The following is an 11,916-nucleotide window of genomic DNA, read 5'->3' on the forward strand; positions in this document are numbered from 1 at the left end:
ACTATAATTTATAGAATTATTCTAATTTCATCAAATTTGAATCAAGTTAAATCACTTTTATACTCATAAGTGATAAATCATCTTCTTGCGGCATATCCCCTTTCCATTCTTCTATAGTCTTTTTGATATACTCTTCTTGTTTATCAATTCCTTCAATTTGTACATCAATAATCAGTTCTTTTAATCTGTTTTTAGAGAAAGCTACATTATCGGCGTTTCTTTGATTAATAATTCCATCAGTAAACAAATAGAGGTAACATACTTTTACTCTATTCAGAGGAATATAGTGATTTTGGAATTTCAGTTGAGATTCATTGCCTATCCCACCAACACCATTTTCATCACCTACAAATTCCTCATAATTCTCATCTCTTGTAACAAATAAAGATTGATTGGCTCCTGCAAATTCGATCATTTGTTTTTGTCGATCCCAAACACAAACCGACATACATAGCTCTTTATCAAAGATTTCTTCTCCACGAATAATTAAATCGTAAAGTAATTTATGAACATACTCTAAAATTCTATCTGGTGAAGATATTTTTTTCACCTTCACAATTTCTGTAAATAAATCGCTGAGAACTATTCTTAAGAGGGCTCCTTGTAAGTCTGTTTTTCCTGTATCTCCCACCACAAAGAAAACTCTACTTTCTCTTTCACAAACCCACACAAAATCTCCATTTATTTCAGATTTATTTTTAGAAATCAAAAAGTGTCCAGATGTATTAGCAACATTTAGATTGTCATCAAATAAACCTGTTTGAAGAATGTTTTGTAAAGAGTTTAAACTCTTAGAATACTTTGATTTATAATCATTAAAACCTTTGGAAAGGCTTTCTTTTTCTCTATGAAGTTTCTTTTGATCTACAGTTTGGTTATCAATCGTTACATTCATCTTTTTCATATGAATGTTTGCCAGTTTCATTTCGTCTTGCAGCTTTTCGTTATGATCATACAATTTGATAATCTCCTCACTAATAATCTCCAATTGTTGGATCATATCAGAAGATACATGTCTGTATTTATGGTTATTTGACATAAATAATTTTGGATTCTTCACTAAATCAGAAAGTGCAGATTTAAAGGCTAATATTACTTTTGATAGCCTTTTACCTCCGTATAAAATTCCTAATAAAAAGAAGACTGCTACAATGGCTAAAACACTATTAATGTATACCCTTAAAGTATCCCATTCTGCAAACGCTACTGCCCTACTCCATTCAACCACTACATACCAATCAAGGCCTGGTCTTTTAAGTGCTACTGCATTAGCTAAGACATGAATTCCATTTACACTTTTAGCCTCTAAAATAGAATCATCGTACTTTTTAATATTGTCTAGAATTTTTTGATCGACTCTCTGAAACCCAATAATGGACTTTCTATTTTTTGCTTCTTCCAATGCTTCTAAATCATACCCTTCTTGTGACATTCTTAACCAAACAGCCGATGGATTCTTTTTGAACATATTCGAATTTGTTCGCATCAAACCGTCAAGTCCAGTAAGAAATACATCTGTAGAATGTTCTTCCACCGATTTATTAAAATGCCATTTATTAGTATCGAAAGAAAATAGCATTACATATTTCTTATTCTTACCTATTTTAGTAGCTAAATAACATCTTGTATTCCCTAAATTGATTTTAGAATTAGACACATCCAACCAATAATAGTCTCGCTTACCTTCATTGACCATCAGTACCATTTCTTGCATATCCTTTTCGGAAAACAAGCCTTTATAGACTGTTTGACCTATTTCAGATTCGTTATTATTTGATCCCAATACAACTCCTTTTTCAACACTCACTAGAAGTACTTCAGAAGCATCGATTACCTTTCCAAATTGATCTAAAACATTAGTAAGGTTTCTGAATGATTGATAAGACTTTTCGTTTTTATTTTTCTTATTGTTCATCCATAGCATATATGGTATGCCACTTTTCTCAAAATTAGTTTCAACAAGGAATTTACTTAAATCACCTTCATTGAACTTCCCTTTAAACTTTTTCCCATAATCAAGATAGATTCTATCAAAATTATATTGAAGTTCTTTTGTCGAATACTCCTTCCCTTCAGTTGACTTTAGTTTTGCATAAAGAGGAGCAATTTCTTCATCTGTAATTGTCTTAGATAAAGTAACAGCAACTGTTTCCTTCTCTTCAAAATCTCTAATAATAAAGTCTTTTAAAGCCAAACCAACATCATGAAGACGTTCTCTAACTGCATTGTCTTCAAAATTGCTGATTAATGTATTGAGTAATCCTACCAATACTAAAAAAGTGACGATTACTACAGAGAAAAAAAATGAAAATATATTGTTTTGAACCCTTTTAAACATAAAGTGATGTTCTTGAGAACCTTTTTAAATTTAGTCAATTGATAAAAGCAATACCAAATTACTACTTTTTTGTTTGTATTAAAACGAATCAAAAAAATATACAAGAAGTAAGTATTTATCTGATAAAAATTTGGTAATACAAGACATAAAAAAACCCGATCAATTTGTATTGAACGGGCTTTATTATCATCAAATAATTGATGCGAAAAGAGACAACTATCTCATTTCTTTGTATTTGTTGATCAACTGATTCGTAGAAGAATCGTGTGAAGTGATTTTCTCATCATCTTGCAACTCAGGAAGGATTTTGTTAGCCAATTGCTTACCTAACTCAACACCCCACTGATCGTAAGAGAAAATGTTCCAAATTACACCTTGAACAAAGATCTTATGCTCGTACATAGCGATTAATGCACCTAAAGTGAATGGAGTTAATTTTTTCATCAAGATAGAGTTTGTCGGACGGTTACCTTCAAATACCTTGAATGTTTTCAATCTTTCGATTTCCTCATCTGATTTACCAGCAGCTTTAAATTCAGCTACAACAGTTTCTTCAGTCTTACCTGTCATCAATGCTTCTGTTTGTGCAAAGAAGTTTGATAATAACTTTGGATGGTGATCAGAAATTGGATTTTGTGATACCGCTGGAGCAATAAAGTCAGCAGGAATCAACTTCGTACCTTGGTGGATCAATTGGTAGAATGCGTGCTGACCGTTTGTACCAGGCTCACCCCAAATAATTGGACCAGTTTGGTAGTCTACAGGGTTACCCGCTCTATCTACATATTTACCGTTCGATTCCATATCTCCTTGTTGGAAATAAGCGGCGAAACGGTGCATGTATTGATCGTAAGGAAGCAATGCATGAGATTCAGCACCATAGAAGTTATTGTACCAAACACCCAATACTGCTAAAATTACAGGAAGATTCTCTCCAAATTCAGCTGATTTGAAGTGGTTATCCATTGCGTGAGCACCTTTCAATACTTCTTCGAAGTTATCGAAACCGATGTTACAAGCAATAGAAAGACCGATTGCCGACCATAAAGAGTAACGGCCACCTACCCAGTCCCAGAAACGGAACATGTTTTCAGGAGCGATACCAAATTCACGTACTTTTTCTTCGTTAGTTGACAAAGCAACGAAGTGCATCATGATGTGGTTTTCGCTTTTTGCTGACTCTAAGAACCAAGTTCTTGCAGAGTTCGCGTTCGTCATTGTTTCTTGAGTTGTAAACGTCTTAGAAGCAATAATGAACATTGTTGTTTCTGGATCTAATGTTTTAAGTGTCTCAGAAATATGAGTACCATCAACGTTAGATACATAATGAATATTTACGTTTGTAGCGTAAGGCTTCAATGCTTCTGTCACCATGTAAGGACCTAAATCAGAACCACCGATACCAATGTTTACCACATCAGTAATTGATTTTCCTGAGTAACCTTTCCAATCTCCAGAAATTACTTTTTCTGAAAATTCTTTCATCTGACGAAGTACGTGATTTACCTCTACCATTACGTCCTCACCATCAACCTCCATTGGAGTGTTTGATTGGTTACGCAACGCAACGTGATATACTGCTCTATCTTCAGTTTCGTTGATATGCTCTCCATTGAACATACTTTGAATACCTTCAGCTACACCTGTTTCTTTTGCAAGATCTAGTAATAGTTTTAGGGTCTCATCGTTGATAATGTTCTTTGAATAGTCAACAAAAATATCTTCGAATGTTTGTGAGAACTTTTCTGCTCTTGAAGCGTCTGTATCAAATAGATCCTTCATTTGCACATCTTTCATTGTTTCAAAGTGTGCTTCCAAAGCTTTCCAAGCGTTTGTTGATGTTGGATTGATTTGTTTCAACATGATTATGATACTTTTTATTATAAGTTTGATTGTGATGATGCCATAAAATATGGGCTCTTCAACACCGTCACAAAATTACATTTTTATCTGAGGGGATCAAGGGGAAAAAGTAAAGGATTTGGTGATTTTTGTCCCTAATTTAAATGCAACGGATTGTTTTGTTTATAATTAAACATGAATTAATAATTAGGTAATTCCGTAAGAGGTAAAAATTATACATGAAATGAGGTAGTTTTTATTGAAAACACATTATTGGTCAATTTTTCATCTTTTCAAAATCACCCGAAAAGTAGTTTTGAGTGACTATTTATGTTAAACCTCGACAGGTCTACTGTCAATATACTTACTAGAAATGCTAAATCGAACCAACTTAATTTCAAAAAGCAAACCTCACTTCCATATTTTGGATGGTCTCCGAGGTGTTGCTGCAATCATCATCCTTATTTTCCATTACTTAGAGCTCGTCTATTTAGACGATTATGAGACCAATATTCTTGGTCATGGTTACCTAGCGGTAGATTTCTTCTTTTGTCTTTCTGGGTTTGTCGTTGCTTATGCTTACAATCACAGAATGAAAGAAATTGGTGCAAAAAACTTTTTCATTAACCGTCTAATCCGACTTCATCCGTTGGTTATTGTAGGTTCTATTATCGGCTTAATTGCCTACTTGATAGATCCTTTTGTTACCGACGTTTGGTCTGTAGGCTGGGAGAAAATGAGTATCTCCTTTTTAGGCTCAATCTTTCTTATTCCAACACCTATTCTTCCTTATAGAATGGATGCATTATTCCCTTTCAACTCCCCTGCTTGGTCGTTATTCTTTGAATACATCATCAGTATTGTGTATGGAGTGGTATTGTGGAAAATGAATAAAAAATGGTTAGTAGCCTCTTTGAGTGTGGCTGGAGCATTTATGATTTATCAAGCACATGCTGATGGATGGATTAACAGTGGATGGGACTTCCCTACTTTTACTGGAGGATTTATTAGAGTAACCTACTCTTTTATCGCAGGCTTAGTGGTCTACAAATTCAATTTGATTTGGAAGAATAAGTTAGGATTATTCCTCCCTTTACTTCTTTTGCTGGGTTGTTTCTTCTATCCTCATGTAAATAATGATTGGATTACAGAGTCAATTATTGTAATGATACTATTCCCTCTGATCTTATCCATTGGAGCGGGGGCTCAAACGAACTCCACTTTAGAATCAGGGTGTAAGTTCTTGGGAGATTTATCCTACCCATTGTACATGACACATATTTCGGGAGCATTTATCTTCTTAAATTACATCAAAAGTAAAACGGTTAGTTTAGACGATCAATTATTTATCTCAAGCATAAGTATTATGATCAGTTTGGTCTTTGGCTTTTTGATGATGAAATATGTGGACACACCTATTCGTCACTATTTAAATAAGAAACGAAAGGAGTATTTGATGTCGAAAGAAGAAAAAGAACCATTGGTTCACTCATAAAAAAACAGGCCGCCCTATTATTAAATAAGGCGGCCTATATTTTATTTTGATTGCTTATAAGAAAGCAAACATTTCAACATCTTGTTTTGTTATCTCTGTTGGACTCATAATCGTTAACCTTTCTACTACGTTTCTAAGTTCACGAATATTACCTGTCCACTCTGGTTCTTTCAGTTTTTCCAAAGCCTCATCTGTTATCTGAGTCTCAGGTTTACCGTATTCACCAGCAATATCTTTCAAGAATTTTTTCACCAATAATGGAATATCGTCTTTTCTATCAGACAATGATGGAACCTTGATGACAATAACACTTAAACGGTGGTACAAATCCTCTCTAAAATCACCCGATTTGATCATGGCTTTAAGATCTTTGTTTGTTGCAGCAACAACACGAACATTTACCTTAATTTCTTTATCGCCACCTACTCTAGTGATTCTATTTTCTTGTAACGCTCTTAGCACTTTTGCTTGAGCAGATAAACTCATGTCGCCAATCTCATCTAGGAATAGTGTTCCTTCGTTAGCTTGTTCGAATTTACCAATACGTTGCTTGTGTGCTGAAGTAAATGATCCTTTTTCGTGACCGAATAATTCAGATTCAATTAATTCAGAAGGAATTGCAGCACAGTTCACCTCCACCAATTGCTGCTTAGATCGTGGTGATTTCCCATGAATCCAACGTGCTACCAATTCTTTACCAGCACCATTTGGACCTGTAACCAAAACTCTCGCTTCTGTAGGTGCTACCTTTTCGATAGTGTCCTTCATTAACTGAACAGGCTCAGACTCACCAATGATGTCGTATTTCTTAGCTACTTGTTTTTTCAACACCTTAGTCTCTTGAACTAATGAGTTTTTATCAAGTGCATTTCTAACTGCTAATAATAATCTATTTAAATCCGGCGGCTTTGAGATAAAATCAAAGGCACCTTTTTTAGTTGCATCTACGGCTATATCGATGTTTGCATGGGCAGAAATCATAATAAATTGGGGAGCTTTACCCATTTCCATAGCTTTAGTGAGCACTTCAATACCGTCTTTCTTTGGCATTTTAACATCACAAAGTGCAACGTCATAATTATTGACTACCAATTTCTCCAATGCTTCTTCTCCATCTTTTGCTTCGTCCACTTCATAGTTTTCGAATTCTAAGATTTCTCTAAGTGTATATCGGATACTCTTTTCGTCATCGATAATCAGAATTTTCTTTGGCATTCTGTTTCAATTAGACTTTTAAAAATTTTTTAATTACCAGGCTACCTCTACGCAGTACTCATTGCCTTGACATTCGCCAAAATCAAAATCCATTTCAGCGTCGGCAAAATGTTTAGTGATTACTTCCATTACTTTAGCTACATCTAAAGCAGGTAATGGCTCTTTATTAGTAGGAGTTAAAATAGCAACTTCAAGCTTATTTGCGGAAACTTTACTTTTAAAGTAATTACATTGTTTTTCTGTTTCTGAAATCAGGTCATCAATAGATGTTCCAGCTGCATTAAAATTTCTTCTCATTATGATAAAGAGGTAGTTGTTAAAAATATACTCCAAAAATAGCTATCAAGGAAGCAATCCCAAATTATTTTTTCTTAAAATGTTCCATCTGTCTGTTTTATTGGGTAGATTAACTGTCTAATAATAAACCGCACTACTTATAAACAATGAAAAAAGACTATCGTAAACTATTACATCTGTATTCTAGAGCAGGCTTTGGTATCAATAAAAAAGAGGCCGATGAGGTAGTAAACAACAAAGATTGGATTACACCTTTAACCAGTATTAAAAATCCTGAGTTACTAAAGTTTGATCTCCCCGAATTTTCATCGAATTACATGCAAATGTCTGCTGATGAAAAAATGGATATGAGAAAAGAAATGCGTAAGCTTTCTAGAGACATTAATATCCATTGGATCGATCAGATGTCTACTGGAAAAGATCCATTGATAGAAAAAATGACACTCTTTTGGCATGGTCACTTTGCTTGTAGGATTGTCAACCCATACAATGCGGTTCAATATACCAATGTATTAAGATCAAACTCTTTGGGAAGTTTTAAAACATTGGTCACTGAAGTAGCTAAATCAGCGGCTATGATAAAGTATCTACATCTTCGTCAGAACAAAAAGAAATCGCCAAATGAGGATTTTGCAAGAGAGTTGTGCGAGCTTTTTACACTAGGCAGAGATCAAGAATATACTGAGAATGATGTAAAAGAAATTGCTAGAGCATTTACTGGATGGTCGAATAAAAAAGATGGTACTTATCGTTTTAATGAAAGACAACACGATAAAGGAGAAAAAACCATCTTTGGAAAAACAGGTAACTTTGGTGGTGATGATGTGATCGAGATGATTTTAGAGAAAAAACAATGTGCTCGATTCATCTGTCAGAAAATCTACAAGGAATTTGTCCATCCTGATATTAACGAGAAACACCTAGAGGAAATTACCTCTGTATTTTATAATAACAATTATGATATTTCCATTTTGATGCATCACATTTTTACATCAAAATGGTTTTATAGTAATGATGTGATTGGTGCTAAAATCAAAAGCCCAATTGAGCTAATCGTCGGGTTAAAACGCACTTTTGATCTTCAACCCAAAAGTGAAAGAGTTTGGCTTATCTTACAAAGAAACTTAGGACAAGAACTCTACTTCCCTCCTAATGTTGCAGGTTGGCCTGGAGATACGACTTGGATTGATAGTAGTCGATTGGCCATGCGATTACGATTGCCATCTATTCTTCTAAATAATGGCATAATACCTATTGCATTTAAAGAAGATTACGATGTGAACCCTAACGAGAATAAAAGGAAAATGAAAAAGTTAGGGAAGTTTCAGGGTGATATCAAATGGTCTAATGTAGAGGGGTTACATCAAGAAGAAGAAAAGAAATGTACACTTGCCAATATTATGATTCGAGGTGAACTTTCTGATGATGCTCAAAACTACCTTGATCAACATCAGCTATCCTCTTTCAAAGATCGAATGATTCAATTATTATCCTTACCAGAATATCAACTTTGCTAATTATGAACAGAAGAGATTTTTTAAAAAGCACATCATTGCTTACCACAGGCACCTTATTTACACCACTTTTTCTTCAACAGACAATGGGTAAGGATTTCTCGCCTTATCAGGGAAAGAGATTAGTAGTGATACAGTTTTCTGGAGGAAATGATGGATTAAATACAGTCGTTCCTTATTTAGACGACCTATATTATAAGGCAAGACCTCAAATTGCTATTCAAAAATCTGATGTCCTTAAATTAGATAATGATTTGGGATTGAATGGACAAATGAAAGGTTTAGCCGATTTATACAATGAAGGTTATCTTTCTGTAATAAATAATGTAGGGTACCCTAACCCCAACCGTTCACACTTTAGAAGTATGGATATTTGGCACACTGCATCTGATACTAATGAGTATTTGAATACTGGTTGGTTAGGTCGTTATTTAGATTCGCATTGTACTTCTGCAAGAGAAGGTATTGAAATGGACAATACTCTTTCTTTAGCAATGAAAGGTAAGAATATCAAAGGATTGGCTTTAGAAGATTCTAAATCACTTTACTTTAAATTGAAATCAGATCAATTTAACGCATTGTCAGAACAAGAGGATCTTAATGAGAATAATCAAGGGTATCTTTACAAAACATTAGCGGAGGCGCATCAATCGGCTAAATATGTATTTGATCATGGCAAAGTGTATTCTTCAAACAGTGCCTATCCTAATTCTAACTTGGGACATCATTTAAAAAGCATTGCCGAAATGATTGTTTCTGGAATGGATACCAAAGTGTACTATGCATCATTGGGAGGTTTTGACACGCATGCCAATCAGAAAAACAAACAAAATGGTCTTCTGAAAGATTACTCGGATTGTGTAAGTGCATTCGTTAAAGACTTAAAGAAAAACGATGCTTTTAAAGACACAGTGATCCTTACTTTTTCTGAGTTTGGTAGAAGAGTGAAACAAAATGCTTCTGGTGGAACTGACCATGGTGCTGCCAATAATGTATTTATCATTGGAGAAAACCTAAAAAAGGCAGGATTGTACAACGAGGGGCCGAATTTAAAGGAATTATACAGAGGAGATTTGGTACATCAAGTAGATTTTAGATCTATATATGCCAACCTATTAGATAATTGGCTAAAAGTCGATAACCATCTGATATTGAAAAAAAATCTGCCAAGTCTTTCTGTTGTTTAAATTAATAAGAAAATAAGTACAATGTTTAAGGTTAAATTCCTTAAAATCTAAGGTCTAGTTATGCTTTTTTGTAACTTTGCTTTACAAATATTTCAAAATGAATATTTGTTTTCTAAAAGTTATTTACGACTTCCGCTATGACATATTTAAAGACTGTACTTACTCTAATAATTACCTTTTCTTTATTCGTTTCTTGTCAAGAAAAATCTGAAAAGAAAGTTGAAAAACATATTGTCATCAAGAAAGATGTTGATGTACAAAAAAGCGAGAAAATGCTAGAAGCATTTGGTGCTGATATAGTTGATTATGAAATCAAAGATATTAATATCAATGATGATCAATTTGAGGTAACAGCTTCGATCACCAATAAAGAAGGTAAAAAAGAAGAAAAAACAATTACTCTAGCCAAAGAAGTCTTTGTAAAGGCGATGAACTCAGCATCAAATACAACGATTAATGTATCTGATGAGGAAAATACGTTTACTTGGAAATCTGATGAAGGTGAAGAAATTTCTCCTAAAAAAGGAATGTTTATTTCTGATGAAGGTTTTGAAAAGGAAATTTCTGAAGAAATAGAAAAGGAACATGGGCAGAACATCAAAAATATTAAAACTATTGATGTTCAAATCGAAAATCAAGATGTAGTTATTAAAGCTGATGTGATCCTTGAAGATGGTAAAGAAGTTCAAAAGACTATCAAAAAAGAATTGGATGAGAACTTTGGTGCAGAAGAAAAAGACGTTAAAGTTCAAGTGATCAAAATTGAAGGAAAATAATCCTAATTCACTATAAAATAAAAGGGAAGCAAAACGCTTCCCTTTTTTCATATCTCATTTATTTTGTACCTCTGTACATTTCATATTTGGCCAACCTACATTCGATTGCACCATTGTATAGTTCTATTCTTTTACTAGGTCGTAGACCAACATGTTTTAACGCTCCCATATTACCAGAGAAGATCCATGCGTCGTAGCCTGAGAAGTCCTGCTTCAGCTTGTCGCCCATATTTTTATAAAGTTCTTCGATGTCTTTACCGATTCTTTCCCCGTAAGGTGGGTTGCAAATAATGATACCGTTTTCACCAATCGATTTTCTATCGAAGAAACTTTGCTTAGAAATTCTAAGATCTTCGTCTAATCCCGAACGACCCGCATTGGCCATAGCTATTTCAATAGCACTTCTATCGATATCTGAACCTACGATTGGAACATCAATTTCTTTAATTGCTCTTTTAGCATCCCTGAATATCTGATTCCAAAGTCTTCTATCATATTTTGGCCAGTTCATAAAAGCAAACTTTCTTTTTAAACCTGGAGGTGTGTTTGAAGCGATCATTGCTGCTTCGACGATTATCGTACCTGAACCACACATTGGATCCAAGAAAGGACGATCACCTTTCCACCCTGTCATTAAGATAAGTCCTGCTGCAAGAACCTCGTTCAAAGGCGCTGCTTTTTGTTCAGAACGGTATCCTCTTCTATTCAATGCCTCACCAGAACTATCTAAAGATAGAATACAGTTTTGCTGAGAAATATGAATGTGTACCTGAATATCGGGATTCTTAATTTTTACGTTTGGTCTTCTTCTAAACACCTCCATAAAATGATCGGCAATAGCATCCTTTGTTTTTAAGGCTACATATTTAGAGTGTCTGAAAGAGTCTGACCATACGGTAGAATCGACAGCGAAAGTACCGTCTTTATCAATATATTTTGCCCAATTGACCTTCTTTACTTTCTCGTATAAATCATTTTCATTACGTGCATTAAACTCTTTGATCGGCATCAAGATTTTTAATGCCGTACGACAATGTAAATTGGCTTTATACATTATTTCAAGATCACCTTCAAAAGTAACGGCACGTCTACCCGCTTTTACTTTTGATGCTCCAATATTGATCAATTCTTGTTTTAAGACCTCTTCTAAACCAAAAAATGTTTTGGCGGTCATCGAGAAAGTATTTTCAGTCAATTTTCTATTCTTTTTGATGAAGTCACAAAGTTAATTCTTTTCATATGGATTGATATA

The 11,916-nt window shown here is 34.2% G+C and carries 9 protein-coding genes; 4 read left to right on the plus strand and 5 right to left on the minus strand.

Features of this window, described 5'->3' with window-relative positions; genetic code table 11:
- Positions 1-46 precede the first annotated feature (46 nt).
- Complete coding sequence (locus MY04_RS08825; protein WP_066208740.1) at positions 47-2,338, minus strand: PP2C family protein-serine/threonine phosphatase; 2,292 nt, start codon at positions 2,336-2,338, stop codon at positions 47-49.
- Between the two features lie 216 nt (positions 2,339-2,554).
- Positions 2,555-4,201, minus strand: a complete 1,647-nt coding sequence (gene pgi, locus MY04_RS08830; protein WP_066208742.1) for a glucose-6-phosphate isomerase — start codon at positions 4,199-4,201, stop codon at positions 2,555-2,557.
- A 352-nt stretch (positions 4,202-4,553) separates the two neighbouring features.
- Between pgi and MY04_RS08835 the strand changes: the two genes are divergently transcribed.
- Positions 4,554-5,675 (plus strand): acyltransferase family protein, encoded by a 1,122-nt coding sequence (locus MY04_RS08835; RefSeq protein ID WP_066208744.1) that lies wholly within the window; start codon positions 4,554-4,556, stop codon positions 5,673-5,675.
- 54 nt (positions 5,676-5,729) lie between these two features.
- On the opposite strand, the gene MY04_RS08840 is transcribed toward MY04_RS08835, so the two are convergent.
- Both MY04_RS08840 and MY04_RS08845 read right to left on the minus strand, forming a co-directional pair.
- Positions 5,730-6,890, minus strand: a complete 1,161-nt coding sequence (locus MY04_RS08840; protein WP_066208746.1) for a sigma-54-dependent transcriptional regulator — start codon at positions 6,888-6,890, stop codon at positions 5,730-5,732.
- Between the two features lie 33 nt (positions 6,891-6,923).
- Positions 6,924-7,187 carry a hypothetical protein gene (locus MY04_RS08845; RefSeq protein WP_066208750.1) on the minus strand — a complete coding sequence of 88 codons (264 nt, stop codon included), beginning with the start codon at positions 7,185-7,187 and terminating at the stop codon, positions 6,924-6,926.
- Positions 7,188-7,333: 146 nt separating this feature from the next.
- Between MY04_RS08845 and MY04_RS08850 the strand changes: the two genes are divergently transcribed.
- The 3 genes from MY04_RS08850 (at position 7,334) to MY04_RS08860 (ending at position 10,664) form a co-directional block, all read left to right on the plus strand.
- A complete protein-coding gene (locus tag MY04_RS08850; protein ID WP_066208753.1) occupies positions 7,334-8,704 on the plus strand; it encodes a DUF1800 domain-containing protein in 1,371 nt (456 codons plus the stop codon).
- 2 nt (positions 8,705-8,706) lie between these two features.
- Complete coding sequence (locus tag MY04_RS08855; protein WP_066208755.1) at positions 8,707-9,888, plus strand: DUF1501 domain-containing protein; 1,182 nt, start codon at positions 8,707-8,709, stop codon at positions 9,886-9,888.
- 137 nt (positions 9,889-10,025) lie between these two features.
- Positions 10,026-10,664: a hypothetical protein gene (locus tag MY04_RS08860; protein ID WP_066208757.1), complete on the plus strand. Its 639-nt coding sequence runs from the start codon at positions 10,026-10,028 to the stop codon at positions 10,662-10,664.
- A gap of 58 nt (positions 10,665-10,722) precedes the next feature.
- Here the strand turns inward: MY04_RS08860 and MY04_RS08865 are convergent, their stop codons facing one another.
- Positions 10,723-11,859, minus strand: coding sequence for a THUMP domain-containing class I SAM-dependent RNA methyltransferase (locus MY04_RS08865; RefSeq protein ID WP_236941106.1), 1,137 nt, complete (start codon positions 11,857-11,859; stop codon positions 10,723-10,725).
- Positions 11,860-11,916 lie beyond the last annotated feature (57 nt).

It is taken from the genome of Flammeovirga sp. MY04, assembly GCF_001682195.2.
In the GTDB taxonomy this organism is placed as follows: Bacteria; Bacteroidota; Bacteroidia; order Cytophagales; family Flammeovirgaceae; genus Flammeovirga; species Flammeovirga yaeyamensis.

What these genes read in the sequence shown, in the direction of transcription:
- MY04_RS08825 (WP_066208740.1), bottom strand. Translation starts at nt 2,338, where the DNA reads ATGTTTAAAAGGGTTCAAAACAATATATTTTCATTTTTTTTCTCTGTA.
- pgi (WP_066208742.1), bottom strand. Translation starts at nt 4,201, where the DNA reads ATGTTGAAACAAATCAATCCAACATCAACAAACGCTTGGAAAGCTTTG.
- MY04_RS08835 (WP_066208744.1), top strand. Translation starts at nt 4,554, where the DNA reads ATGCTAAATCGAACCAACTTAATTTCAAAAAGCAAACCTCACTTCCAT.
- MY04_RS08840 (WP_066208746.1), bottom strand. Translation starts at nt 6,890, where the DNA reads ATGCCAAAGAAAATTCTGATTATCGATGACGAAAAGAGTATCCGATAT.
- MY04_RS08845 (WP_066208750.1), bottom strand. Translation starts at nt 7,187, where the DNA reads ATGAGAAGAAATTTTAATGCAGCTGGAACATCTATTGATGACCTGATT.
- MY04_RS08850 (WP_066208753.1), top strand. Translation starts at nt 7,334, where the DNA reads ATGAAAAAAGACTATCGTAAACTATTACATCTGTATTCTAGAGCAGGC.
- MY04_RS08855 (WP_066208755.1), top strand. Translation starts at nt 8,707, where the DNA reads ATGAACAGAAGAGATTTTTTAAAAAGCACATCATTGCTTACCACAGGC.
- MY04_RS08860 (WP_066208757.1), top strand. Translation starts at nt 10,026, where the DNA reads ATGACATATTTAAAGACTGTACTTACTCTAATAATTACCTTTTCTTTA.